We start from the raw sequence: 25,083 nt of genomic DNA, 5'->3' as shown, positions 1-25,083 counted from the left end.
TCTCAGTTCTTTTGCAGGACCGTGACCACGCCCGCACCACCCAGGCCCAGGTTGTGCTGCACGGCGATGCGCGCACCTTCGACCTGGCGTTGCTCGGCGCTGCCGCGCAGTTGATGAGTCAGCTCATAGCACTGGGCCAGGCCCGTGGCGCCCAGCGGGTGTCCCTTGGAGAGCAGGCCACCGGACGGGTTGACCACCCACTTGCCGCCGTAGGTGTTGTCACCATCGTTGACCAGGCGTTCGGCTTCGCCTTCGGGGCACAGGCCCAGGCCTTCGTAGGTCAGCAATTCGTTCTGGGCGAAACAGTCGTGCAGCTCGATCACGTCGATGTCTTGCGGCCCGATGCCGGCCTGCTCGTAGGCGAGGCGGGCGGCCGAGCGCGTCACATCGAAGCCGACCACACGGATCATGTCGCGGGTTTCGAAACTGCTGGGGGTGTCGGTGGTCAGGGCTTGCCCGGCGATCAGCACGTCGGTGCGCAAGCCGTGTTTTTTTGCGAAGGCTTCGGATACCAACAGGGTTGCAGCCGCGCCGCAGGTGGGCGGGCAGGCCATCAGGCGGGTGAGCACGCCTTCCCACAGGACCGGGGCCGCGATGACCTCTTCGGTGGTGACGATGTTGCGGAATACCGCCAGAGGGTTACGTGCGGCGTGACGGCTGGCCTTGGCGCGGATACTGGCGAAGGTCTCCATTTTGGTGCCGTACTTTTTCATGTGGGCCATGCCGGCCCCGGCGAACTGGCGAATGGCATTGCTCGGTACATCGACATTGCCCACCAGCTCTGCCACCAGGCTGTTGGCGTGTTCCAGGGCGCTGGCGCGATCAGTCCACACCGACGAGAGCGCGCCGGGGTTCATTTGCTCGAAGCCCACCGCCAGGGCGCAGTCCACTGCACCGCTGGCCACCGCCTGGCGTGCCAGGTACAGCGCGGTGGAGCCAGTGGCGCAGTTGTTGTTGACGTTGATCACCGGGATGCCGCTCATGCCGATCCGGTACAGCGCCTTCTGGCCACAGGTAGAGTCACCGAACACATAGCCTGCATAAGCCTGTTGCACATCGCTGTAACTCAGGCCCGCGTCGGCCAGCGCATTACGCACCGCTTTTTCGCCCATCAGGTCATAGCTTTCGCTGGCGCCGGGCTTGGCGAACTGGATCATGCCGACACCGGCGACGAATACTTTGTTACTCATCAAACGATCTCCTTGAGTTGGAAAGCCAATGGTTCAGAGCTTGCGCGCGATCAGTTCACGCATGACTTCGCTGGTGCCGCCGTAGATGCGCGTCACCCGGGCATCGACGAAGGCGCGGGCCACGGGGTACTCGAGCATGTAGCCGTAACCGCCATGCAGCTGGACCATGTCGTCCAGCGCCTTGCCCAGGGTTTCAGTGGCAAACAGCTTGGCCGTGGCGGACTCTTCCAGGGTCAGGCGGCGGCGCATGTGCTCGGCCAGGTAGTGATCGACCATCAGGCGCACGGCGATGGCCTGGGCCTTGATGTCGGCCAGCTTGAATTTGGTGTTCTGGAAATCCCACACGGACTGGTCGAAAACCTTGCGTTCCTTGACGTAGGCCAGGGTGTGTTCCAGGGCGGTTTCCAGGCGCGCGGCAGCCGTCACGGCGATGGCGAAGCGCTCTTGAGGCAACTCAGCCATCAGGTAGGCAAAGCCTTTGCCTTCTTCACCCAGAAGGTTGCCGACCGGGACACGGACGTTGTCGAAGAACAGCTCCGAGGTGTCCTGGGCATGCTGGCCGACCTTGTCCAGTTTGCGTCCACGCTGGAAGCCCGCGCGGTCGGCCTCGACGGCAATCAGGCTGATGCCCCGGGCGCCGGCCGCCGGATCGGTCTTGCACACCACAATTACCAGATCGGCCAGCAGGCCGTTGCTGATGAAGGTCTTGCTGCCGTTGATCACGTACTCGTCGCCATCGCGAACGGCAGTGGTGCGCACGGCCTTGAGATCGCTGCCGGTATTGGGCTCGGTCATGGCAATGGCCAGAATGAGTTCGCCGGAGCAGGCGCCTGGCAACCATTTGCGTTTTTGTTCCTCGTTGCCGCAGCGGGCGATGTACGGGGCAATGATGTCCGAATGCATGCCGAAGGCGGGGCCGGCGATACCGGCACGGGCGTACTCTTCGGTGAACACCGTGCTGTGGCCGAAGTCGCCGCCACCGCCACCGTATTCATCGGAAATGGTGATACCCAGCAAGCCTTCCTGGCCGGCCTTCAACCAGATGTCCCGGGTGACCTGGCCGGCCTTGTCCCACTCCAGTTGGTGCGGCACGCACTCACGCTCGAAGAATCGGCGCGCGGTGGCGCGAAATATTTCATGGTCCTCACGGAACACGGTTCGTTGGATATGCACGCAAGACTCCTGTGCCGGGCAGCACTGGCGGTGAGCCGCCAGCCTCCGGGTTTTGTGGTTGAGCGCGATGGGCGCGTTTGGATGGGCGTTACAGTGAAAGCCTGCGCTCAAGCGCTCGCCGGGCGATCCCAGTCGTACAAGGAAGGTTCGGCGCGTAGAAACGCGTCGACCGCCTCATCGTGATAGGGCAGGGTTGTGGCGGTGCCCTGGGCGTAGCACTCAAGCTCCGCGAGGGTGGCGTAAGGTGTCTCGTAGGATTTGTTGAGCAGTCCCTTGGCCATGCCAAGGGCTTCTCGCGGAGCCTGCAGAAAACGGCGGGCAAATCGATGGGCCTGGCTTGCCAGCTCCTCGGGTGCGTGAACGGCGTGGACAATGCCCAGCCGGCGGGCTTCTTCGACGCCAACCCGGCGCGCGGTGTACATCAGTTCCTTGGCCATCGACAGGCCTACCGCCCGGGGCAGGCTGTACAGCGAGCCGGCGTCGGGGATCAGGCCGACCTTGGCGAAGGACATGCAGAACGTGGCGCGGGTCGAAGCCAACACGAAGTCGGCTGCCAGGGCGATGGCAAACCCTGCGCCATAAGCCGGTCCGTCGACCGCTGCGATCACCGGGATCTCCAGGTTGCGCAGGCGCTCCATCCACACGTGCACGGCTTGCAGGCGTCGGCGCACAGCATCGCAAGAGCGGACCTGAGGGTCCGGGCTGTGGCGGCGTTGGTTCATGGATTTCAGATCGCCCCCGGCGCAGAAGCTGCCGCCGGAACCGGTAATGATCAATACGCGGATGCTGCGATCAGCCTGCACCCGATCGAGCATCTGCACGTATTCCTGGCGCAGGTCCAGCGAAAGGGCATTACGCGAGGCCGGTACCTGATGGGAGAACTCTGCGATACCGTCGTTGATGCAAAGCTTCGACTCGCGAAACTGGAAAAGCTGCGTCGTCATGGAAAGCCCTCAAGTCATGGGAAGCTGCATCGCCCACCAGGAACAGGGTGAATGCAATGACGCCATGCTCGGACTTTCACCCGACCCGGCCACCCCTCTCAGCGGGTGGAGAACAAGCCGGTTTGCGCAACGCTATTTTTTGCCCGCTTCGAAATCCAGAAGTCGTGCCACCGCTTCGTCGCGACTGCCCACGCCAAGCTTGCTGTAGATGTGGCGCAGGTACCACTTGACGGTTTCGTGGGACAGGCCGAGGGCGCGGCCGATTTTCTTGTTGGTCAGGGCTTGCGCGAGCAGTTTGAGAATCTCCAGTTCGCGCTCGTTCAAGGGTTGCATGCCAGGCGCCAACTGCCAGCCACTTTCGTCGGCCTTGGTGCTTTGCGGCTCAGTGACCCATGTTACTCGACCAGCCGCCTGCAAGCGTTCCACATAGAACGCCAGCACCGGGTCGAGAACGCCGCGTTGAGCGACGCGCGTAATCAGATCCAGTGCCTCGACATGGGCATCCAGCAAGCTGCGCACCAAGCCAAAACGATGGCCGCTGCGCAACGCAAAAATCACTTTTTCCTGAGCGGATTCGGTCAAGTTGCGCTGCTCGTCCAGTACGGCACTGAGCATTGTCAGATAGACCACGCCCAATTGCCGGTTGTGGGTCTCGCACAAGGCGATGACCTTATCCAACTGCTGCGATGCGAGTTGCCGGTCACCCTGGTTCACCAGCCAACGGACACGAGCGCCCTGGCTGAAAATCTGAATTTCCCCTTGGCCGCTGCGACCGGAATGCTCCAGGCGGGCGGCGATGGCTTCCACTTGGGCCAGATTGGCTTCGGCCGCCACCAGCTCGCCCATGTGCAAGTGCCAGTGCACCTGCCAGCCCAGGCTACAGGCGTGCACGCGATCCAGAGCGTATTTCTTCGCGTAGCCGTCAAGCCACTCCAGATACGCGAAGGCCTCGCGATGGTTGCCCATGCGCCATTGGCATTTACCCAGCACCACTAACGCGCGCATGACCGAATCGGGAATCGACGAACGCTCGAACAGCTCGACTTTGTCCTTCAGCAGTTCGAAGGCCGCCTCCACTTCGTTGGTCTGGTAGAGCACCTCGCCCAGCAGGGCGGTGGCCAGGTAGCGGGCTTCGGAACAGCTCCTGCCCACTTGCTGTGCTTCATAAAGCACTTCGCGATAGATCCGCTCTGCCTGGTTCATCTGACCTTCCATCGCCAGGCTTAAGCCGATCAGGCAACGGCCCTGGAGGATGCCCGCCGTAGTGCCGAGCAGGGGCGTGCCGTTGGCCAGCAGAATGGTCGGACGGTCGAGCTGGATGCGTCTGGCCAACTCGTATTCGCCACGGTGCATGTAGAGCCAGGAAAGCAGGTTGGCGCGCGCCCCCGTCATCACCGCATCGGCATTGCCGGGCAGGGTCAGCAGTTGTGGCAACAACGCCATGGCGCTTTCGATGTCGTCACGCTGGACCGCCAGGACGACGCGCAACAGGCTCAGGCGAAAACGCGACTCTTCATCGTCCGGGGGGACATCGCGTTCAAGTTGCTCAAGGTTCTGCTCGCAGGCGGCAAGGTCACCGGTGCTGAGCTGCATCCGCACCAATTGCTGACGCAACGCGATACTGCTTCGCAGTTGCTCCAGAGGCAGCAGTTGAATCAGTTCAATCAGCTGGCGCAAGTTGCCGTGGGCATACAGCACCTCGATGCTTTGCTCCACCAGGGTGGCGGCCGCGACGGCCTGGTCGGCCTGAATCGCGTGGCGTACCGCCTCGCCAAGCTGTCCTCGGTCGCGGTACCAGTGCCACGCCCGTTCATGAACCGCACGTTGCTCATCGATGCTGCGCGTGGCGAACAACCTGAGCAGCGTTTCGCGCAGCAGCGGGTGGAAGCGGAACCAGGCTTCGCCTTCGCCGCCCTCGACGGCGACCAGGAACAGGTTTTCGTCTTCCAGATGCCTGAACAGCGCGGTGGCCTGGACGGCTGCATCGGGCCGGCCCAGCAGCGCTGCACAGAGCGATGCACAGAATCGGTTGCAGACGGACAGATGCTGGAGCAACTCGAGGTCTTGCGGTGGCAGCAGTGCCAGCACCTCGGCCTCGAAAAAGCGCGTGAAGGCCTGATTGTCACGCAGCCTGGCCTTGGCCATTGACGCGAGCGATACCGGCTCTTGTTCGGCCTGCCGTTGGCGACCTTTCCTGCGGGTGACCGCAACCAGCTGCAGACCGGTAATCCAGCCATCGGTCATGTCGTGAATCAACTGGGCATCCGCCAGGCTGATTTCACCCAGTTGGCCCTCCAGAAACCGCGAGGCTTCGTCTTGCGTGAAGCGCAAATCGCTCCATTCCAGTTCCAGGGTCAGTTGCTGGCTGCGCAGCCGCGCAAGCGACAAGGGCACGCCGCTACGGGTCACCAGCACCAGATGCAGGTTGGCCGGAGCATGGTCGAGCAACCATTGCAGTGACTGGTGGATGCTCGCGTCAGACAGGGCATGCAGATCGTCGAGCACCAACACCAGTTGGTGAGGGTATTGGGCGATATCGCGCACCAGCGCGATGAGGATGCGTTCGGCCGCCTCGTTGTCGCCGCTATCGACATGCAATTGCAGGGCACTGCTCACGAGCGCCGGATCCACTTGCCCAAGGCTTGCCAGCAGGTAATCGAGAAAACGCGGCAAGCGGTTGTCTTCGCTGATCAGGCTCAACCAGGCAATCTCGAAGCCCAGCGGCAGCAATGCCTGGCGCCAGGCATTGACGACGGTGGTCTTGCCACAACCGGCCGGACCCTTGAGCACGATGCAGCGGCGACGGCGGGCGTCTATCAACTGCGACTGCAGCCGCTCGCGGGCCAGGATCTTGCCACTGCTGCGCGGCGGCGAGAGCCGGGTGGGGTCGGGGCTGCCCAGCGTTTGCAGCGCGTCCGGTCGCTCCTGGGGAGCCGGCGGCGTTGTTTTTGTAGTTGTTGTGCTGCGTTTTTCCATGGAAGTCGTTCCGGTCGCAAGGACGAGTTACCAATCAGCATGCAGCAATTGCCGTTGTCGCGACCAGCGCGAATTTGCCGAAGGCCTGCGCCCGCCCCGCCAGGACAGAAGCCGCCACCCGCTGAGAGGGGAGGTGCGTCACCGCCAAATTGCTCTACTGGCGCCACTGGGCATCCGCCGGGCCGGACCGTGCCGTCGCGGATGAATTCAATGCTCAAGGGTAGTTGATAGCTGCCCTGTAGGGAGGCGTAAGAGATGGGCGTATTGAGTGGAATTCGCGTACTGGAGATCGAGTCCATCGGACCGGCTCCATTCGGCGCCATGCTGCTGGCTGACATGGGGGCCGATGTCGTGCGCATCGATCGACCGGTCGCCGAGGCCGACCTGGGCCCCCGCCTTGAAGGCGAGCGTGTCGATATCACCGGGCGCAATCGACGTTCGCTGACTCTGGACCTCAAGCGGCCCGAAGGCGTGGCGGCAGCCCTGGAACTGATCGAACGCAGCGATATCGTGATCGAAGGTTTTCGCCCCGGTGTCATGGAACGCCTGGGCCTTGGTCCCGACGTCGCCCTGGCGCGCAACCCGAAGCTGGTGTATGCCCGCATGACCGGTTGGGGGCAGACCGGTCCCCTGGCACAGGCCGCCGGTCATGACCTGAACTACATCGCATTGTCCGGTGTGCTGTCAGCCATCGGGCCTGAAGGCGGCCGTCCGTTGGCACCGCTGAATCTGGTGGGTGACTACGGCGGTGGCGGCATGCTGTTGGCCATGGGTGTGCTGGCCGCCTTGTTGAACGTTCAGCGCGGTGGAGCAGGGCAGGTGGTCGATGCGGCCATGACCGAAGGGGCGGCGCAACTGGGTGCGGTGTTCTGGGGCCTGCTGGCCAACGGCAACTGGAAGGAGCAACGCGGCAGCAATCTGCTCGACGGCGGTGCGCCCTGGTACGACACCTATCGAACCCTCGACGGCCAGTACATGGCAATCGGTCCCGTAGAGTCGCGCTTCTACGCACAGTTGCTGGAAAAGTTGGGGCTGGCCGACGCCGACCTGCCGGGCCAGCACGATCGCAAGGGCTGGCCACGCCTGCGCGAAGCTTTCATCCAGGCGTTTCTGAGCCGCACGCGGGAACAATGGTGTGCCGTGTTTGACGGCAGCGACGCCTGTGTCGCGCCGGTTCTGGGCTTTTCGGAAGCGCCTGCCCACGCCCATCACCGGGCCCGCGGCAGCTTCATCGAGGTCGGTGGTGTGGTTCAACCCGGGCCCGCACCGCGCTTTCTCGGTACGCCTTCGACTCAGCCGCGCCCGGCTCCCCGGCGCGGTGAGCACGGCGCCGCGGCACTGCGTGATTGGGGCTTCGATTCGACGGCTATCCAACGTTTGCAAGCGCAGGGTCTGGGCTTCATGCCTGAAGCCTGATGCTCACCTGCCCGTTAACCGAGTCACCCGAACCTTCGAGGCAATCATGTCCCACGCCTATATTGTTTCTCCCCTGCGTACGCCCATCGGCAAATTTGGCGGTGCACTGTCGTCGCTGTCCGCCGCCGATCTCGCCGCCCAGGTCATGCGTGCGGTGCTTGCGCGCTCGCAAGTGGAAGATCGCCTGATCGACGAGGTGATCGTCGCGCAGTCGTATCAGTCCAGCGAAGCCCCCTGCATCGGTCGCTATGCCGCTTCATTGGCCGGCCTGCCGGACCAGGTGGCGGGCTATACCGTTGACCGCCGCTGCGGCTCCGGCTTGCAGGCAGTGATCGACGCTTCGATGCAGATCCAGACCGGCGTGGCGGACGCCATTCTGGTGGCCGGCGTCGAGAGCATGAGCAATATCGAGTACTACAGCACGACGATGCGCTGGGGGTCGCGCCTGGGCGATGTGTCCCTGCATGACCGCCTGGACCGTGGCCGCGCCAACTCGCAACCGGTCAGCCGCTATGGCGAAAGCTCCGGTGCCGCCGAGTCGACGGAAAACATCGTGCGCCAATACGGCATTACCCGCCAAGCGTCGGACCGTTGGGCCGTGCGCAGTCATCAACTGGCCGCTGCGGCCTGGCGCGAAGGCTACTTCGACAGGGAAGTGCTGCCGATCCAGGTGCCGCAGCGCAAGGGCGAGCCACGGCTGGTCAGCCGGGACGAGGGTATTCGCGAAGACGCCGATCTCCAGGCCATGGCCCGACTGTCGCCACTGTTGCCCGAGGGCACCGTGACCGCCGGCAACGCCAGCCAGCAGAGCGACGCGGCCGCCGGTTGCCTGGTGGTGTCGGAGCGCTTCCTGACACAACACCGCCTGCAACCCATGGCTCGCCTGGCCGGCTGGGCTTCGGCCGGATGTCATCCATTGCAGTTCGGCACCAGCCCGGTGGACGCCGTTGCCAAATTGCTGCCCCGCCTTGGCCTGTCGCTGGCCGACATGGACCTGATCGAGGTCAACGAAGCGTTCGCCGGCCAGGTGCTGTGCGTCTTGCGCCAGTGGGGGCTGGAAGAAGATTCGCGCATCAACGTCAACGGCTCGGGGGTGTCCCTTGGGCACCCGATTGGCGCAACCGGCGTGCGCATCCTCACCTCGATGCTGCACGAAATGGAACGTCGCGGGGTTCGCTACGGCCTGGAAACCATGTGCATCGGCGGTGGCCAGGGCCTGGCTGCGGTGTTCGAACGCATCTGACCTGAACTGCATTCAAAGGAAACCTTCATGAACACCGCATTCAACGAAACGACGCCATCGGCGACCGAGCAACCCTGGCGTGAAGATGATGGCAAGGTGGTTTTGCTGGCCTGCCGTCGCAGCGGCCACGAAGGCTTGCACTTTCCGCCGTTGCCAGCGACATCGCCGCTGTTCAAGGACTGCGTCGAGGTCGAGATCCGCAGTACACCGGTGCTGTACAGCTACACCATCGTCCACTCCAGCCCGAAGCTCGACAAGGCGCCACAACCGCTCGGCCTGGCGGATTTCCCGGAAGGCCTGCGCGTGTTCGCGCGTCTGGACTACCCGCTGGATCGGCGCCCCCGGATGGGCGAGCCGCTTGAGCTGTGCATCGTCCAGTCCGAAACCGGCCCGATCTACGCCTTTCAACCGCTTAATCTGGAGTAAGGGCATGAACAAGCCTATCTACATCTCGGGTGTCGACATGACCCCGTTCGGCCGTCACGCCGCTTCCATGCAGGACCTGACCCAGAGCGCCGTCCTTGGTGCGGTTGCCGATGCCGGCGTCGAGCTCGGTTCGGTGCAGGCCTTTTACTCTGCCAACGTGTTCGGCGGCATGGTCCTGGGCCAGGTGTTGCTGCGCGACCTGGGGCTGTCGGGCCTGCCGATCTACAACGTGCAAAACGCCTGCGCCAGTGGTGCCACCGGTGTGCACCTGGCATGCCATGCCCTGCAGGCGGGCATTTACGACACAGTCGTGGTGCTAGGGGTGGAAAAACTCACGGCCATGGGCGGCGGGACCCTGCCATTGCAGCTCAATGACTACATGACTCGGTTGTACGTGCGCGCCGGCATGGCGTTGCCGGCGGTGTACGCCATGCGTGCCACGCGCTATCTGCACGAGTTCGGCGTGGATGCCGGGACGCTGGGCGCGGTGGCGGTGAAGAACCGTGGCCACGGTGCGCTAAACCCCTATGCACAGAGCCGCACGGTGGTCGACATCGACCAGGTGATGAATTCGCGCATGGTCTTCGATCCGCTGACCCTGATGCAGTGCTGCCCGTCGGCGGTCGACGGCGCCGCGGCGCTGGTGCTGACCACCAAGGCGCCGGAGCGACGGGCCAAGCCGGTTCGGGTACTGGCTTCGGTAGTGCAGTCAGGGCGCAGCGAAACGGCGGACGACGACATCCTCGCGGCGGAAATCACCAGCCGCGCAGCGAACCTGGCTTACCGGCAGGCTGGCGTCACGCCAGAAGACCTGAATGTGGTGGAGCTTCACGACGCCTTCAGCATCGCCGAGCTGATTTATTACGACGCGCTGGGCCTGTGCAAGCGGGGTGAAGCCCATGAACTGCTCAAGAACGGTGCGACCACATTCGGTGGTCGGGTGGTCGTCAATCCCAGTGGCGGGTTGCTTGCCAAGGGGCACCCGCTGGGCGCAACCGGTGTTGCGCAAATGGTCGAGGCCGTTTGGCAGCTCGAAGGCCGGGCCGGCGATCGTCAGGTCCACGGCGCGCAACTGGCGCTCACTCAATGCACTGGCGGCGGCATTGCCGGCGTCGATCACGCGGCATCCGCCGTACACATCCTGGGCGTGTAAGGAACAACAGCATGAACAAGCAAGTCGCAATCGTCACCGGTGGGGCCCAGGGCATAGGCCTGGGGCTGACTCAAGCGTTGTTGCGCGAAGGTTATGCCGTGGCCATTTTTGACCTCAACCAGGCGGCCATCGACGCGCTGGTCGCAGAGCACGAAGACCTGATGGGCGTGGCCGTCGATGTGACCTCCAGTACCCAGGTCAAGGCGGCGGTGGCCGCTGTCACCGCGCGTTGGAAGACGCCGGACCTGCTGGTCAACAATGCGGGCGTCACCCGTGACAAGCGCATCGTCAAGATGACTGAGGAAGACTGGGACTTTGTCGTCGCGGTGAACCTGAAGTCGCAATTTCTCTGCACCAAGGAAGTCGTTCCCGGGATGGTCGAGCAGGGCTACGGGCGCATCGTCAACATTTCTTCGCGTGCCTGGCTCGGTGGCTTCGGCCAGGCCAACTATTCGGCAGCCAAGGGCGGGGTGGTCAGTTTCACCCGCTCCCTGGCGATCGAGTTGGCCAAACAGGGCATCACCGTCAACGCCGTTGCGCCGGGCATTGTCGAGACGCCGTTGATGGCCAGCTACACCGACGAACAGCGTGATCGCCTCAAGGCCAGCGTGCCGGTCGGGCGCATCGGCCAGCCTGACGACATCGCCCAGGCCGTGCTGATGTTTGCCAACCGGAAAGCTTCGTACATCACCGGCCAAACCCTCTACGTCTGTGGCGGCCGTTCGCTGTCCAGCCCCAGCGTCTGACGCCAAGGAATCTCCAAATGGCAATTCAATTTCAGATCAACGGCTACGTGGCGCTCATTACCCTGGATGCCCCCGAGTCGCACAACGCCCTGACCATTGGCGACCTGATGCAGTTGCGCAACGTGCTGCGCACCTGCCAGGACGACGAGCAGATTCGTGTCATCGTCCTGACCGGTGCCGGGGAAAAAGCCTTCTGCTCCGGCGCCAACCTCAAGGCCACCCTGCCACCGGCCAACGGCTTCATCGCCGGTGCGCTCAAGGGGCTCGCGGCTGAGGCCGAGGAGGGCGGTTATACCCGTCTGGTGGACCTGGGCGACCTGGAAATCTGGAAACCCATGATCGCGGCCATCAATGGCTACTGCCTGGGCGGCGGCCTGGAGTTGGCGATGCAGTGCGATCTGCGCATCGCCTGCAGCGGGGCGTCCTTTGCTCTGCCCGAAGCCAGGGTAGCGAGCATTCCGGCCGTAGGCGGCGCGCAGTACCTGTTGCGCGCGATCCCGGCGGCTCATGCGATGAAGATGGCCCTGACCGGCGAGCGCATCGACGCGGAGAAAGCCTTGAGCATCGGCCTGATCAGCGACCTGGTGGCCCGCGAGCAATTGCTCCCGCTGGCCCTGGAGCTGGCCGAGCGCATCGCCGCCAATGGTCCGCTGGCCGTGCAAACCATCAAGAAACTGGCGGTACAGACCCTGCACCTGGCCCCTCGTGACTTCGTTGCCCAGGCCAACCTGCACTGGGGACTGTTGCGCGACAGCAAGGACCGCATTGAGGGACGCAAGGCCTTTGCCGAGAAACGCACCCCGCAATACAGCGGCGCCTGATTGCCCTTGTCCAGGAGAAAACCTTCATGAACTTTGCCCTGACTGAATCCCAGGAAATGATGGTCGATGCGGCCAAACGCATGGTGCGCGACCGCATCGACCCGGTGCTGGCACGCCATCCGCTGGACAAGCCGTTGCCCAAGGCTGCGATGCTGGAGATCTACGCAGCGCTGGCTGACCTGGGGATCACCGCCCCGCGCTTGCCGGTGGAAGTCGGCGGTGGCGGCCTGGCCATGCTCGACTACGGGCTGATCCTTGAGCAGTTGCCGGCCATTGTCTCGCTGTCCCTGACCTCCCACGAAGGCACCGTGGCGCGTATCTACAGCGGCTGCCCACCGGAAATCAGTCAGCGCTACCTGCCGGACCTGATCGCCGGGCGCAAGATCGCCTGCACCGCCAACTCGGAAGCCAATGCCGGCTCCGATTCCAATGCGGTCAAGACCCGCATTCACGTGGAAGGTGACAGCGCCTGGATCACCGGTCGCAAGATGTGGATCACCAACGCTTCGGTGTGCGACGTGCTCAACGTGTCCTGCACCCTGGGTGTCGACGAGCGCGGTCGCCCGATTGCCCAGCGTGCGCTGGTGGACCTGAGCCAGTCCCGGGTCGACATCCGCGAGATCGGTGTGACCGGCCTGCAACAGGGCCACTTGAGCGAAGTGGTGTTCGAGCAGACGCGCATTCCGGCCACTCATCTGATCGGCGAAGCCGGCGATGCGGCCAAGACCCTGACCGTGGGCTGGAATGGCAACCGCCCGCTGATCGGCCTGATGTGTGTTCATCTGGCGCAAAAGGCCTTCGAGATGGCGCTGGAGTACGCCAAAGTCCGCGAGCAGTTCGGCAAGCCGTTGGCGGCCCAGCAACTGGTCCAGCAGGACCTCAGCGACATCGAAACGATGATCGTGACCGCTCGCCTGCTGTGCTACCAGGCCCTCGATGCCATGGACCGTGGGTTGCGCGCCAACGGCAGCTCGGCCATGGCCAAGCGTTATGCGACCCAGGCCTGCGAGCGCGCGATTCACCTGGCCATGCAGGTGCATGGCGCCATGGGCATCACCGAAGAACTGGGCATCGAGCGCCTGTGGCGCGATGCGCGCATGTTCCAGGTCCCCGATGGCATGAACGGCATCCTGGCCCTGATCCAGGGCCGTGAACTGACCGGTATCAGTGCCTTTCGTTGAGTAGCGACACGCTTGGCTCAACAACAAAAATCAAAAAACCGAATAACAAAAACAGGAATACCCAATGAGTGACCCAATGATGGAAGGCAAGGTTGTCATCGTCACCGGCTCCGGCCGTGGCATCGGCCGGGAGATGGCGTTGCAGATGGCCCGTCATGGCGCCCGCGTGGTGGTCAATGATGTCGGTGTGTCGGTCAACGGCGGGGCAGAGGGTGAGGACCCGGCGCAAGAGGTGGTCGACCTGATCCGTGAACAAGGCGGCGAAGCCATCGTCAACCGCGACAGCGTGTCGGAGTGGGCCAGCGCCAACCGCATCGTCGAGGCGGCCATCGACACCTTTGGCCGTATCGACAGCGTGGTCAACAATGCCGGGATCCTGCGTGATCGCATTTTCCATCAGATGACCCCTGAAGAATTCGAAGCGGTGATCCGCGTGCACCTGTTCGGCAGTTTCAACGTCAGCCGCGCCGCCGCGAGTCATTTCCGTGCGCAGCAGAGCGGTTCGTTCGTGCACATGACCTCGACGTCGGGCCTGATTGGCAACGTCGGCCAGGCCAACTACTCGGCGGCCAAGCTGGGTATCGCCGGCCTGTCCAAATCCATCGCCCTGGACATGGCCCGCTACGGCATCCGCTCCAACTGCATCTCGCCGTTCGCCTGGACCCGCATGGTCGGCTCGATCCCTTCGGACGACCCTTCCCAGGCCGAGCGCCTGGCTCGGGTGAAAAGCATGACGCCCGATACCATCGCCGCGCTGGCGGTGTTTCTTGCCAGCGATGCCGCGGCCAGTGTCAGCGGGCAGATTTTCACCATGCGCCGCAACGAAGTGTTCCTGATGAGCCAGCCGCGGCCCGTGCGCTCGCTGCACCGTGCCGAAGGCTGGACGGCGCAGACACTCGCTTCGCATATGCTGCCGGCGTTCAAACCGTCCTTCCTGCCACTTGAAGTTTCAGCCGACGTGTTCGGCTGGGATCCGGTCTGAGGGGTTGATCATGGATTTCACATCGCCCGACGAATGGGTTGCCTTTGGTGACGCCCTTATCCGTTTCATCGAGCGCGAGGTCGAGCCTCTGGAAAAAGAGCACGCCGCGTTGTTGCACAATGAACGGCACCTCTACACCGAAGATGGCTGCTACGTCCCCGTCATCAGCGAGTTACGCAAGCGCGTGCGCAAGCTCTCGGCCGAGGCCGGCTTTTACACGGCCCTGGGCGACGAGTCGCTGGGCGGCGGCGGCCTTGGCGCCCAGGCAGCGGTTTATATTCAGGAGCGCCTGAACGCCTATGTCGGGCCGTCGCGTCACCTGATCCACACCGTGATCCTGCCGTCGCCGTTCACCAATGGCCTGACGCCGGTGTTCAAGCACATGGACCCGGCCGTGCTCGACCTGTACCGCGAAGACATCGCCAGCGGCGAGAAAACAATGTGTTTCGGCCTCAGTGAACCGGATGCCGGTTCCGACGTGTTCGCCATGCGTACCCGCGCGGTGCGCGACGGTAATGACTGGCTGATCACGGGTACAAAGCAGTGGATCACCAATGCGCCGTATGCCGATTACGCGATGATCTTTGCCGTCACCGACGAAGAAAAGGCCCGCGCCGGCCGCGGCGGCATCACCGGTTTCTTCCTGCCCACCGATACCCCGGGCTTCGCGGTGCCGAGTGTAATCCCGACCATGGGGCACCTGGGCGCCGAGATCGGCATCATCACCCTGGACAACGTGCGCGTGCCGGACAGCCATCGCCTGGGGCCGGTCGACCGGGGTCTGTCGGTGGCGCTCGATGGCGTCAACGCTGGCCGGGTCAGCATGGCGGCCTCCTGTGTGGGCCTGGCGCGTTGGGCGCTGGACCAGGCCATCGAGTACGCCAAGGTGCGCAAGACCTTCGGCAAGCCGATCGCCGAACACCAGTCGGTGCAGAACATGCTGGCTGAATGCGCCATGGACATCTATGCCTCCAAGACCATGATTGCGCATTGCGCCTGGATGATCGACCAGGGCATGCCGGCCACCAAGGAAGTCTCTATCATCAAGGCCTCGGCCACCGAGATGCTCTGCCGGGTCATGGACCGTTGTGTACAGGTGCATGGCGGCATGGGCCTGACCAATGAATTGCGCCTTGAAGCGGGCTTCCGCTATGCGCGTACCCTGCGTATTCCGGACGGCACTTCCGAGATCCAGCGACGCACCATTGCCCGTCGTTTACTCGACGGCGATACCCTGTTTTGAGGAGAACGAGCCATGACTTTCATGCATCCCCATCCCGCCAGTGACACGGTGGTCGAGCGGCCGGCCGGTGCCTTGCGACTGAACCCGGCACACGCACAGGGTGGCCTGGCTCGGGAAGTCTATATTCCCGAGACCAGTGTGTTCAGAAACCTGGAAATTTCGGCCCAGCGCTATCCCGGCAAAACCGCCATCCAGTTCTACGGCGCGGCCACGACCTACGCGCAGTTGCTGGAACAGGTAGAGCTTCTGGCGGGCTACCTGCAACGCCAATGCGGCGTCAAGCGCGGCGACCGCGTGATGGTGTTGAGCCAGAACTGCCCGCAGTTCATCGTGGCTTACTTCGCCATCCTGCGGGCCGATGCCGTGTTCGTGCCGGTCAACGCCATGCTGTTGCAGGACGAACTGGAGCACATCGTTGCCGATAGCGGTGCGGTGGCCGCATTCGTTGCCCGGGAGCTGGTCGAGCAAATTGCGCCACTGGCTGGCACAACCTCCCTGAAGCACCTGATCGTCCATGCCTATGGCGATGCTCTGGGGGGAGACGACCAGGATCTGAACATTCCTGACTGGGTACGCACACCACTGGCGGACACTCCGTTGAGCAACGGCGCGCAGCGCTGGGATGCGGCGTTGGCTGCGGGGCATCGCGCCGATGCGCACCAGAGCGGCCCGGATGATCTGTGCATGTTGCCGTATACCTCGGGCACCACCGGCAAGCCGAAGGCCTGTGTGCATACCCATCGAACCATCATGACTGCCGCCGTGGGCTCGTCGTTCTGGCGCAACCTGAATGCGCAAAGTACCTGTCTGTCCGTGGCGCCGTTGTTCCACCTGCTGGGCTTGCAGACCAACGTCAACGCGCCCGTATTTGCCGGCGGCACCGTGGTGGTGATGCCGCGCTGGGATCGCGAGGTCGCGGCGGTGATGATCGAGCGTCATCGTGTGACGTTCTGGGCGGCATTGCCGGCGATGCTGGTGGATTTTTTCGCCCAGCCCGGTATCGAGGCGCGAGATTTCAGCAGCCTGCGCACAGTCGGCGGCGGTGGCGCAGCGACACCCGCGCACATCAACCAGATACTCAAGGAGCGCTACGGGCTGGATTATCTGGAAGGCTATGGCCTGACCGAGACGGCCTGTTTTCTGTGCAGCAACCCGCCGCACAAGCCAAAGCGTACTTGCCTGGGCATCCCGACATTCGGTGTCGATGCGCGGGTCGTCGACCCGCAAACGCTGCAACCGGTGGCTCAGGGTGAAGTCGGCGAAATCGTCGTGCACGGTGCCCAGGTGATGCTCGGCTACTGGAACAATCCCCAGGCCAATGCCGAGAGTTTCATCGTCATCGACGGCAAGCGTTTCTTGCGTACAGGAGACCTGGCCAGCGTCGATGAAGAGGGCTACCTGTTCATGCGCGATCGCCTCAAACGCATGATCAACGCTTCGGGTTACAAGGTCTGGCCGGCGGAAGTAGAGGCGACACTCAACAGCCATCCGGCAGTGCTTGAAGCCTGCGTGATCGGCGTGCCGGACAGCCAGCGCGGCGAAACGGTCATGGCCATCCTGGCATTGAAAAAAGGCACGAACGAAACGGTCGAAACCCTGTTGGCCTGGTGCCGTGAACACATGGCGGCGTACAAGTCACCACGCTTGCTGGAGTTGGTCGAGAGCCTTCCCAAAGGGGCCACCGGAAAGATCGCCTGGCGCGAATTGCAGGAGCAGCAGATCCGCAAACGTTCCCTCTGAATTCACTAAAGCTGCGACAACAAAACGTGCCCGCGAGGCACCCTGTCGAAGGGTGATTCGCGGGCACGTTTGCATTTGCCCGAGGGGTGGTGGAGGGCCGTTTGACGCAAGGTGTCACCTGCCGTAACACACTTGCCGGACGGGTAACCCAAGACACCTGATTGCACTGAAAAAGCGCAACGCGATTTACCCGATCGGGTGGTACTGCCGCTCCTGTGTCTGTCTAGCATGGCGACTCCATTCACCTGCCACTGGAGCGCCGCATGATAACAACAACAGAGCGCGGAACATTTCGTCCACATCTTCTGGTTACCGCTGTCGCATTGGCAATGAGCACACCTGCTCATGCCGGTGCTTTCAATATCGGGGAAATCAAAGGGCAATTCGATTCGTCGTTGTCCCTGGGTGGCAGTTGGTCGACCACCGGGCCCGACAAGCATTTCATTTCGAACTTCAACAGCCAGGGCGTACAGGGCGGCGGTGCTTCGTCGCGTACGGTCGATGACAACCGCCTGAACTTCAAGGCCGGCGAAAATTTCTCGACCATCTTCAAAGGCGTACATGACCTGGAGTTGAAGTACGGCGACAGCGGCGCGTTCGTGCGCGGCAAGTATTGGTACGACTTCGAACAGGAGGATGGTCACCAGCACTTCTATGACATCTCCGACAAGGGGCGCGACGAGGCCGCCCGCTCCAAGGGCGCGATGTTTCTCGACTCGTTTGTCTACCACAACTACAACCTGGGCGAACGGCCCGGCAACGTGCGCCTGGGCAAACAGGTGGTGAGCTGGGGTGAAAGTACCTTCATCGGTAACTCGATCAACTCCATCAACCCGATCGACGTGGCGGCCTTGCGTCGTCCAGGTGCGGAAGTGAAGGAAGGCCTGATACCGGTCAACATGTTCTATATGTCCCAGGGCCTGACCGAGAACATCACCGCCGAAGGTTTCTACCAACTGGAGTGGGACAAGTCGGTGGTGGACAACTGCGGTACTTTCTTTGGTAGCGACGGCGTTGCCCAGGGCTGTAACGACCGCCTGGTCGCGGCCGGCCTGGACCTGGCGCCGGGCGTGGCGCGCAACACCGGTAACGCAGCAGCCGTGGCTGCCGGCAGGGATGACGCGTTCATTCCACGCGGCAATGACCATGACGCCCGTGACGGCGGGCAATACGGTGTGGCATTGCGCTGGTTCGTGCCGGAATTCAATGACACCGAGTTCGGCGCCTATGCGATGAACTACCACAGCCGCTCGCCGTTCCTGAGTATCAACCAGAACACCGCGACCGCAACGGCTGCCAATCCCTTTGGCGGTATTCGCAGCGCGCAATACTTCATTGATTACCCTGAAGACATCCGCCTCTACGGTCTGAGCTTCCAGACAAACTTGGACGGCACCTCGCTGGGTGGTGAAGTCAGCTACCGGCCGAACATGCCACTGCAAATCAACACCGCCGACCTGTTGGGCGCCGCGATCTTCACCCCGACATCGCCACTGATGACCAGCGGTTACGCCGGTCGCAACCTGGGTGCAGAGGTCAGCGGCTACAAACGCATGCCCGTCACCCAGGCCCAGGTGACCGCCACCCAGTTCTTCGATCAGGTCATGGGGGCCAGCCGCCTGACCCTGATCGGTGAGGTGGGTTACAACCACATCGGTGGGCTCGGCAAGGCCGACGGCACCGACCTGCGCTTCGGTCGCAGCCCGGCATTCGGCTCGGGTGAACTGCCTGGCGTGGCGGGGGCGGCTGCCTGCCGGGGTACTGCCCCTGGCACCGCGACTGCCAGCAACCCGGCGCAGGAGTGCAACGACGATGGGTTCTACACCAGTAACAGTTGGGGCTACCGCGCCCGCGCCAAGCTGGATTACCCGAACGTGTTCGCCGGCATCAACCTGTCGCCGAACCTGGCCTGGTCCCACGACGTCCATGGATTCGGCCCGAACTTCGAGGAGGGCAGCAAGGCCGTCAGCGTGGGCCTGGATGCCGATTACCAGAACACCTACACCGCCAGCCTCAGTTACACGGACTTTTTCGGTGGCGACTTCAATACCAACGTCGACCGTGACTATGTCGCGCTCAGCTTCGGCGTGAATTTTTGATCAACGATCGACGGAGAACCCGTACATGAAGACCACGACTTTGCTTAAAACCGGTGCCCTGGCACTGTCCCTGCTGGCCACTCACGTCATGGCGGCGATTACCGAGCAGGAAGCGCAGCAGCTCGGTTCCACGCTCACCCCGCTGGGCGCGCAAAAAGCCGGTACTGCGGACGGCAGCATCCCGGCCTGGACCGGCGGCCTGAAGCCTAACGCAGCGCCCGTGCAGAACCTGTTTCTGGGTAACCCCTTCGAAGGTGACAAACCACTGTTTGTGATCACCGCGGCCAATGTCGATCAGTACAAGGACAAACTGACCCCCGGCCAGCTCGCCATGTTCAAGCGCTACCCCGACACCTACAGGATGCCGGTGTACAAGACTCAGCGCACCGCAGCGCTGCCCCAGGCGATCTATGACGAAGTGAGGCAGACCGCGACAAAAGCCGAGCTGATCAACGAAGGCAACGGCTTGAACGCCTTCTCCGATGCTCACTACTACCCGTTTCCGATCCCCAAGAGCGGGGTAGAAGTGGTGTGGAACCACCTGACCCGTTATCGCGGCCAGGGTTACAAGCGTGAGTCGGCGCAAGCTGCACCGCAGGTCAACGGCGACTACACCATGATCACCTTTGAGGACGAGGGCACCTTCCCGCGGTACATCAAGGGCGACAAGTCCAACACCACGAACGTGCTGTTCTATTACAAACAGAGTGTGGTGGCGCCTGCACGCCTGGCCGGCAACGTGACCTTGCTCCACGAAACCCTCGATCAGGTCAACGAACCACGCATGGCCTGGGTCTACAATGCCGGCCAGCGCCGCGTGCGCCGTGCTCCCCAGGTCTCCTATGATGGTCCGGGCACCGCTGCCGACGGCCTGCGTACCACCGATAACGCCGACATGTTCAATGGCGCGCCGGACCGGTATGACTGGAAGCTGGTCGGCAAGCAGGAGATGTACATTCCGTACAACAACTACCGCCTGCAGTCACCGACGGTGAAGTACAGCGACATCATCAAGCCCGGGCATATCAACCAGGACCTGACTCGCTACGAACTGCATCGTGTCTGGCACGTGGTCGGTACGCTCAAGCCCAACCAGCGCCACATCTATGCCAAGCGCGACATGTATTTCGACGAGGACACCTGGCAGGCGGCGGAGGCCGATCACTACGACGGGCGCGGCCAGCTGTGGCGGGTTGCCGAGAACTTCGCGCTCAACGACTACAAGGAAGGGCTCGCGTCCTCGGCGGCCATCGGCCTGTATGACCTGATCGCCGGTCGTTACCTGGTCACCGGGCTGCTGAACGAATCCCGGCAGGGCGTGGACTACAGCGCCAATCAGAACATGAGCGACTTCACCCCGGCGGCCCTGCGCAACGCAGGCATTCGCTGAACCCCACCGGTGCAACGACCGCCAGGCGAGCGTTGCATCCGGCATCAGCATTCAGGCGCTCCTGTCGGGGCGCCTCCCACATTCGATTCCTGCCTCGCCGTCGGCCGCCACCCTGTGAGAGGGGAGCCTTGCACGGCATGTCCCCGCATCATCAAGACAACCTCGGCGAGAGCACCGCTACAGGCCCGAACCTGTGCCGTCCGCCGCCGAAGAGATCGCTTCGTATTCATCGTGGTCGAGGTCTGTCATGCAAGCTCATCATGCCAATCTTTCCGTGCAATCCGGTCGCGCCGTGGTTTCGGCGGGCCAGGCGGACGCACCGGATTTTCGGCACCGACTGATCACGCCCTTGCTCGGGCAACACCGACTCTGCCTGCTGTGCGCACCCGCCGGCTACGGCAAAACGGTGCTCCTGCGCCAGGCCATGCAGTGCCTGGAAGAAGGTAGCCGGGTTGTCTGGGTGAGCCTGGCAGGCAAGCCTCTTTCACTGGAACAGCTCAGCGGCCTCATCGCCACTGAACTGGGCTTGCCGCTGCATGGCGGCGCCGCGCCTGCGCTATTGCGCCATATTGTTGATAACCGACAGCCGCTGCGGTTGATCCTCGATGATCTGCCGGCGCAGAGGTCCGTCGAGCTTGACGACTGGTTCGATCAGTTGTTGGCACTGCCGTCCAGTCATTTCCAGCTACTGGTCAGCGCTCGGCAACGACCGGGCTGGAACCTGCCGCGCCTTGCCCTGACGGGCCAATTGCAGGAGCTGGATGTCAGGCAACTGGCCTTTTCCCGCCCGGAGTTCAATGCCTTGGTCGATGCCAATGCAGCGTCGATGTCCGTCGATGATCGGGAATCGCTATGGCAACGCAGCGGCGGCTGGTGCGCTGGCGTGCGCCTGTCATTGTCGTCGGGGGAGGGCAGCCGGGTGTTGCTGCGGGAATACCTGGAGCATGAAGTACTCACACGCATTGGCGAAGAGGAACGCCAGATGCTGTTTGGCCTGGCTTATCTGCCACGCTTCTGCGCGGAACTCTGCGCGCAACTGTGGGAGGAACAGGATGGCGCCCGACTGTTCAAGCGCCTGCTGCGTGGCGCCGCGTTTTGTTTCCCGCTCAAGGGCCCGTCGAAAGGCGAGGAGGGCTGGTACAGCCTGTTGCCGTTAGTCGGGCAGGCCCTGCAGGGGCGACTGGGCACCGCCGAGCTGGGGCGCCTGCGCCTGCACTCTTGCCGCTTGCTGAGCATCGCCGGTCATTTGACCGAGGCGATCGAGCAGGCGCTGCATGCTCAACAGCCGGAGGTGGCAGCCAACTATATGGAGCGGTTGAAGCCCGACCTGCAACTGGCCGACGGCAACCTGCACCGTTTGCTGGAGTGGCGTCAGCAACTGCCCGAGGCATTGTTGGCCAGCACGCCACGGCTGATCTACCTCAGCGTGCTGGCACTGTTGTTCAGCGGGCGCCTGAATGAATCGCAGACCTGTCTCAATCAGTTGAATCGTTTTTTACCTCATCCCGATCCCCTGGAGGGGCAACGTCTCGTGGCCAACTGGCAAGCCCTGCACGGCACCTTGCGTGCCGCCCAGGGCGATGGCACAAGCGCCGGCCCGGCTTGCCGGGAAGCCCTGTTGTACCTGGACCGGGCCGATGGCCTGTCGCAGCTGCTGTGCTACTGCACGTTGGCGCGTGTCGCCATGGCCAGTGGCGAATTGAACAGGGCACAGGAGATTCTGCTCCAGGCCCTTGAACTGGCACGACGAGAGGGCTGCCTGGACAGCGAAGTGTTGGTCAACACTGACCGCGTGCGGCTGATGCTGCTGCAAGGTGAACTCAATCTTGCCGATGCATTGCTGCAGGAAAGCTTGCAGTTGCGTGCGCCGGCGCCTATGCAGATCGATCCCCTGCGGGCGCGCCTACTACTTTTGCAAGGCGAGCTGCATGTGCTGCGTGGTCAATGGGGGGAGGGCGAAGCGACATTGTTGGCCGGTCTTCGCCATGCCCGTGATTGTTCGGCACCCTTCACCTTGCAGGGCTACTTGTTGCTGGCCGAAATCGCCGCACGACGCGGCAGTTTCGAACAGTCGCAGCTGCATGTCCTCGAGGCAGAGCGGCGCATGCATTGCGCCAGGGTCGACAGTCACCTGTATCAGAATGGGGTGTCTTTGCAGAGGCTGCGCATACTGGCGCATCAGGGGCAATGGGACATCCTGCTGGCGCAATCGGTGCCGCTGCTCGGGCGCTTGCAGGCACCGGCGATGCCACTGCCGCCACTGCTACAGCCTGCTCTGGTGCAGGAAACCCGATTACTGGTGGCTCAGGCCCAAGTCATGGCGGGTCATAGCGGGTTGGCCGTTTCGAGCTTGCGTGTCCTGGCCACTGAATGCGCCCAGCGGCAATTCAACCTGTTGAAAGCCCAGGCCCGGCAGACGCTGGCCAAACTCGGCGAATTGAGCAGCGAGTCATCGGACCGTGAAGTGTCGACGAACCCGGTTGCCTGTAGCGCTGAACCCGCAAAAATGGCCGAAGTCCTGGGAGACTCGAGCAGCGCCCTGGCCGGATGCTACCTGGAGGAACTCACCCCTCGCGAGGTGGCGGTACTGGAGCTGCTGGCCAAGGGTTTGTCCAATCAGGAAGTCAGCGACAAGCTGTTCATGTCGGTGAACACCGTGAAGTACCACGCCAAGAACATCAACACCAAGCTCGGGACCAGCAGGCGGACCCAGGCCATCCTCTTTGCAAAGGCCGTGGGCATCCTTTAACGCTCATTGCACCATTCGAAAAACGCTCCACCACCTGCTGCGAGGGGAGCCAGGCATTCGTGATGGTTGAATCATGAAGGGCGCCCCTGCACCCGATTGCAGGACAGAGGAGGCGCGAACGTTTCGATGCCCCATCGCCCACCGCCAACACGAGGAGCTGTTGTGATGAGTACCCTTGAGCATGAAAACCAGGCCGGGATCCGTGCGATCCTGGACCGGCAACGCCAGGCTTTTCTGGCGTCCGGGTCATCCAGTGCGCAGCAGCGAATCGAATTGATGGATCGCGCCATCGGTTTGTTGGTTGACCATGAAAAGGAAATTATTGAAGCACTGTCGGCAGACTTCGGTCATCGCAGTGCCGATTTCTCCCGGGTCGTCGATGTGTTGTCACCGCTGATGACACTCAAGCAGACCAAGGCCGCAGTCACCGACTGGATGCAGCCGGAAATTCGCCAAACCGATCGCGGCGAGGCTTCGGTGCATTACCAGCCCCTGGGCGTGGTAGGCATCGTCATTCCCTGGAACGGCCCCTTTGCCGTGGGCTTCGCCTGCCTTGCCGGCGCGCTGGCAGCGGGCAATCGGGTGATGATCAAACCCTCGGAATTCACCCCGAAAACGTCTGAGCTGATGGCCCGGATGATCCGCTCCGTGTACGCCGAAAATGAAGTGGCCGTGGTGACCGGCGACGCCGACGTGGGGCGGATTTTCTGCAGCCAGCCGTTCGATCATCTGATGTTCACCGGCGCCGGCAGCGTCGGCAGGCAGGTGATGCGTGCAGCCGCGGAAAACCTGGTGCCCGTTACCCTGGAGCTGGGAGGCAAGTCGCCGACCATTCTTTCGCGCTCGGCTGATTTGCACATGGCGGTCAGCAAAGTCATCGGCGGCAAGCTGATGAACGCAGGTCAAGTCTGCCTGGCCCCGGACTACGTGTTTGTCCCCGAGGAGCAGGTCGAGGACTTCATTGCCCTCGCCAGGACGGTGGTGGCGGGCATGTTGCCAACGCTGCGCGACAACCCCGACTACACCTCGGTGATCAATGCCCGCCATTTTCAGCGCTTGCAGGGTTATCTGGATGAAGCGCGCGAGGCGGGTGTCGAGGTGATCGAGTTGAACCCGGCAGGCGAAGACTTGAGCGATCAGCAGCACCACAAGATCGCGCCGACCCTGCTGAACAATCCCGATGACGGGCTCAAGGTGATGCAGGACGAAATCTTCGGCCCGCTGCTGCCGATCAAACCCTACAAGGACATCACCGAGGTGGTTGCCTACATCAATGCACACCCGCGGCCGCTGGGGTTGTACTGGTTCGGCAGCGATCCGGCCGAAGAAGCCTTTGTGCTCGATCGCACCTGCTCGGGCGGGGTGACCATCAACGACGTGGTGCGCCATGGCGGCGTCGAGAACCTGCCGTTCGGTGGTGTAGGCCACAGCGGCATGGGCGCCTACCGTGGTCGTGATGGCTTCAAGACCTTGAGCCACGGCAAAGCGGTACTTCGGGCCGTCGATGGCCTGGACCCGACTCGCCCGCCTTACAGCGAACAAGTACGCCAGTTCATCGGCTCGCTGATCACCCGTTAATCCCGTCCATCGCCGCAAGACGGGCGTGCCCGC

Annotated in this window: 18 protein-coding genes; 14 read left to right on the top strand and 4 right to left on the bottom strand. The window is 62.9% G+C overall.

The features are described from left to right. Positions 1 to 2: 2 nt before the first annotated feature. The 4 genes from ACQKP2_RS08855 to ACQKP2_RS08840 form a co-directional block, all read right to left on the bottom strand. Positions 3 to 1,190, bottom strand: coding sequence for a lipid-transfer protein (locus tag ACQKP2_RS08855; protein WP_427575893.1), 1,188 nt, complete (start codon positions 1,188 to 1,190; stop codon positions 3 to 5). Between the two features lie 33 nt (positions 1,191 to 1,223). After that, positions 1,224 to 2,363, bottom strand: a complete 1,140-nt coding sequence (locus ACQKP2_RS08850) for an acyl-CoA dehydrogenase family protein (RefSeq protein WP_427575892.1) — start codon at positions 2,361 to 2,363, stop codon at positions 1,224 to 1,226. 107 nt (positions 2,364 to 2,470) lie between these two features. After that, positions 2,471 to 3,307: an enoyl-CoA hydratase/isomerase family protein gene (locus ACQKP2_RS08845; protein ID WP_427575891.1), complete on the bottom strand. Its 837-nt coding sequence runs from the start codon at positions 3,305 to 3,307 to the stop codon at positions 2,471 to 2,473. Between the two features lie 132 nt (positions 3,308 to 3,439). Then, positions 3,440 to 6,283 (bottom strand): LuxR C-terminal-related transcriptional regulator, encoded by a 2,844-nt coding sequence (locus ACQKP2_RS08840; protein ID WP_427575890.1) that lies wholly within the window; start codon positions 6,281 to 6,283, stop codon positions 3,440 to 3,442. Positions 6,284 to 6,538: 255 nt separating this feature from the next. On the opposite strand from ACQKP2_RS08840, the gene ACQKP2_RS08835 reads away from it, so the two are divergent. From ACQKP2_RS08835 to ACQKP2_RS08770, 14 genes are all read left to right on the top strand, one after another. Next, positions 6,539 to 7,699 carry a CaiB/BaiF CoA transferase family protein gene (locus ACQKP2_RS08835; RefSeq protein WP_427575889.1) on the top strand — a complete coding sequence of 387 codons (1,161 nt, stop codon included), beginning with the start codon at positions 6,539 to 6,541 and terminating at the stop codon, positions 7,697 to 7,699. A 46-nt stretch (positions 7,700 to 7,745) separates the two neighbouring features. After that, entirely contained in the window at positions 7,746 to 8,942 is a 1,197-nt protein-coding gene (locus ACQKP2_RS08830; protein ID WP_427575888.1) for an acetyl-CoA C-acetyltransferase, read from the top strand. Positions 8,943 to 8,969: 27 nt separating this feature from the next. Further along, positions 8,970 to 9,368 (top strand): Zn-ribbon domain-containing OB-fold protein, encoded by a 399-nt coding sequence (locus ACQKP2_RS08825; protein ID WP_427575887.1) that lies wholly within the window; start codon positions 8,970 to 8,972, stop codon positions 9,366 to 9,368. 4 nt (positions 9,369 to 9,372) lie between these two features. Next, on the top strand, positions 9,373 to 10,521 hold the full coding sequence (locus tag ACQKP2_RS08820; protein WP_427575886.1) for a thiolase family protein: 1,149 nt from the start codon (positions 9,373 to 9,375) through the stop codon (positions 10,519 to 10,521). Positions 10,522 to 10,532: 11 nt separating this feature from the next. After that, positions 10,533 to 11,267, top strand: a complete 735-nt coding sequence (locus ACQKP2_RS08815; protein WP_427575885.1) for an SDR family oxidoreductase — start codon at positions 10,533 to 10,535, stop codon at positions 11,265 to 11,267. A 17-nt stretch (positions 11,268 to 11,284) separates the two neighbouring features. Further along, positions 11,285 to 12,088 (top strand): enoyl-CoA hydratase/isomerase family protein, encoded by an 804-nt coding sequence (locus tag ACQKP2_RS08810; protein ID WP_427575884.1) that lies wholly within the window; start codon positions 11,285 to 11,287, stop codon positions 12,086 to 12,088. 26 nt (positions 12,089 to 12,114) lie between these two features. Then, complete coding sequence (locus ACQKP2_RS08805; RefSeq protein ID WP_427575883.1) at positions 12,115 to 13,269, top strand: acyl-CoA dehydrogenase family protein; 1,155 nt, start codon at positions 12,115 to 12,117, stop codon at positions 13,267 to 13,269. Positions 13,270 to 13,333: 64 nt separating this feature from the next. Then, positions 13,334 to 14,251, top strand: a complete 918-nt coding sequence (locus tag ACQKP2_RS08800; RefSeq protein WP_427575882.1) for an SDR family NAD(P)-dependent oxidoreductase — start codon at positions 13,334 to 13,336, stop codon at positions 14,249 to 14,251. Positions 14,252 to 14,261: 10 nt separating this feature from the next. Further along, a complete protein-coding gene (locus ACQKP2_RS08795; protein WP_427575881.1) occupies positions 14,262 to 15,494 on the top strand; it encodes an acyl-CoA dehydrogenase family protein in 1,233 nt (410 codons plus the stop codon). 12 nt (positions 15,495 to 15,506) lie between these two features. Then, the gene (locus ACQKP2_RS08790) at positions 15,507 to 17,234 is read left to right on the top strand and encodes a long-chain fatty acid--CoA ligase (RefSeq protein WP_427575880.1); all 1,728 of its coding nucleotides are present in this window, start codon (positions 15,507 to 15,509) and stop codon (positions 17,232 to 17,234) included. Between the two features lie 263 nt (positions 17,235 to 17,497). Then, complete coding sequence (locus ACQKP2_RS08785; protein ID WP_427575879.1) at positions 17,498 to 19,333, top strand: DUF1302 domain-containing protein; 1,836 nt, start codon at positions 17,498 to 17,500, stop codon at positions 19,331 to 19,333. Between the two features lie 25 nt (positions 19,334 to 19,358). After that, the gene (locus tag ACQKP2_RS08780; protein WP_427575878.1) at positions 19,359 to 20,723 is read left to right on the top strand and encodes a DUF1329 domain-containing protein; all 1,365 of its coding nucleotides are present in this window, start codon (positions 19,359 to 19,361) and stop codon (positions 20,721 to 20,723) included. A gap of 247 nt (positions 20,724 to 20,970) precedes the next feature. Further along, positions 20,971 to 23,472 (top strand): LuxR C-terminal-related transcriptional regulator, encoded by a 2,502-nt coding sequence (locus tag ACQKP2_RS08775; RefSeq protein ID WP_427575877.1) that lies wholly within the window; start codon positions 20,971 to 20,973, stop codon positions 23,470 to 23,472. 165 nt (positions 23,473 to 23,637) lie between these two features. Next, the gene (locus tag ACQKP2_RS08770) at positions 23,638 to 25,050 is read left to right on the top strand and encodes a coniferyl aldehyde dehydrogenase (protein WP_427575876.1); all 1,413 of its coding nucleotides are present in this window, start codon (positions 23,638 to 23,640) and stop codon (positions 25,048 to 25,050) included. Positions 25,051 to 25,083: the final 33 nt, after the last annotated feature.

This window comes from Pseudomonas sp. NPDC089569 (genome assembly GCF_050280625.1).
GTDB lineage: Bacteria > Pseudomonadota > Gammaproteobacteria > Pseudomonadales > Pseudomonadaceae > Aquipseudomonas.
Note: the sequence above shows the minus strand (reverse complement) of the source record. Positions and strands in the feature narration are given on the sequence as shown.

Coding starts and splice junctions, on each gene's coding strand:
- ACQKP2_RS08790 (WP_427575880.1), top strand. CDS start 15,507: ATGACTTTCATGCATCCCCATCCCGCCAGTGACACGGTGGTCGAGCGG.
- ACQKP2_RS08810 (WP_427575884.1), top strand. CDS start 11,285: ATGGCAATTCAATTTCAGATCAACGGCTACGTGGCGCTCATTACCCTG.
- ACQKP2_RS08800 (WP_427575882.1), top strand. CDS start 13,334: ATGAGTGACCCAATGATGGAAGGCAAGGTTGTCATCGTCACCGGCTCC.
- ACQKP2_RS08795 (WP_427575881.1), top strand. CDS start 14,262: ATGGATTTCACATCGCCCGACGAATGGGTTGCCTTTGGTGACGCCCTT.
- ACQKP2_RS08855 (WP_427575893.1), bottom strand. CDS start 1,190: ATGAGTAACAAAGTATTCGTCGCCGGTGTCGGCATGATCCAGTTCGCC.
- ACQKP2_RS08820 (WP_427575886.1), top strand. CDS start 9,373: ATGAACAAGCCTATCTACATCTCGGGTGTCGACATGACCCCGTTCGGC.
- ACQKP2_RS08815 (WP_427575885.1), top strand. CDS start 10,533: ATGAACAAGCAAGTCGCAATCGTCACCGGTGGGGCCCAGGGCATAGGC.
- ACQKP2_RS08805 (WP_427575883.1), top strand. CDS start 12,115: ATGAACTTTGCCCTGACTGAATCCCAGGAAATGATGGTCGATGCGGCC.
- ACQKP2_RS08845 (WP_427575891.1), bottom strand. CDS start 3,307: ATGACGACGCAGCTTTTCCAGTTTCGCGAGTCGAAGCTTTGCATCAAC.
- ACQKP2_RS08775 (WP_427575877.1), top strand. CDS start 20,971: ATGCAAGCTCATCATGCCAATCTTTCCGTGCAATCCGGTCGCGCCGTG.
- ACQKP2_RS08825 (WP_427575887.1), top strand. CDS start 8,970: ATGAACACCGCATTCAACGAAACGACGCCATCGGCGACCGAGCAACCC.
- ACQKP2_RS08780 (WP_427575878.1), top strand. CDS start 19,359: ATGAAGACCACGACTTTGCTTAAAACCGGTGCCCTGGCACTGTCCCTG.
- ACQKP2_RS08770 (WP_427575876.1), top strand. CDS start 23,638: ATGAGTACCCTTGAGCATGAAAACCAGGCCGGGATCCGTGCGATCCTG.
- ACQKP2_RS08830 (WP_427575888.1), top strand. CDS start 7,746: ATGTCCCACGCCTATATTGTTTCTCCCCTGCGTACGCCCATCGGCAAA.
- ACQKP2_RS08835 (WP_427575889.1), top strand. CDS start 6,539: ATGGGCGTATTGAGTGGAATTCGCGTACTGGAGATCGAGTCCATCGGA.
- ACQKP2_RS08785 (WP_427575879.1), top strand. CDS start 17,498: ATGATAACAACAACAGAGCGCGGAACATTTCGTCCACATCTTCTGGTT.
- ACQKP2_RS08840 (WP_427575890.1), bottom strand. CDS start 6,283: ATGGAAAAACGCAGCACAACAACTACAAAAACAACGCCGCCGGCTCCC.